Below are 232 nucleotides of genomic sequence, written 5' to 3'. Positions count from 1 at the left end.
GGCGATCATGAAATACGATTGGTTTGTGAGTACACAAAACGCGGCGGGGCCTGTCTCGGGCATCTACTGCACGGACACGGGTAACACCGTGCAGGAATGGCCGGGCGACGACGGCACCATCGCGCAAGCTGAGGCCGAACGGCTCAACGCTGAGCACGTGGCGGCCCGAACGCGCATCGCATAAAGGGCTTGACACGTCGTTGGATAGCGTCCATACTACAGACTCTTACCC

The 232-nt window shown here is 59.9% G+C and carries 1 protein-coding gene; it reads left to right on the top strand.

Annotated elements, in window-relative coordinates; genetic code table 11:
- Positions 1 to 184: hypothetical protein (locus tag AC1RPK_RS07840; RefSeq protein WP_481769372.1), on the top strand; the 184-nt coding region annotated here is incomplete at its 5' end.
- Positions 185 to 232 lie beyond the last annotated feature (48 nt).

This window comes from Dellaglioa sp. CoH-55-MRSF-6, assembly GCF_056782215.1.
The sequence above is the reverse complement of the archived record's forward strand: the minus strand, read 5'-3'. Positions and strand labels throughout refer to the sequence as shown.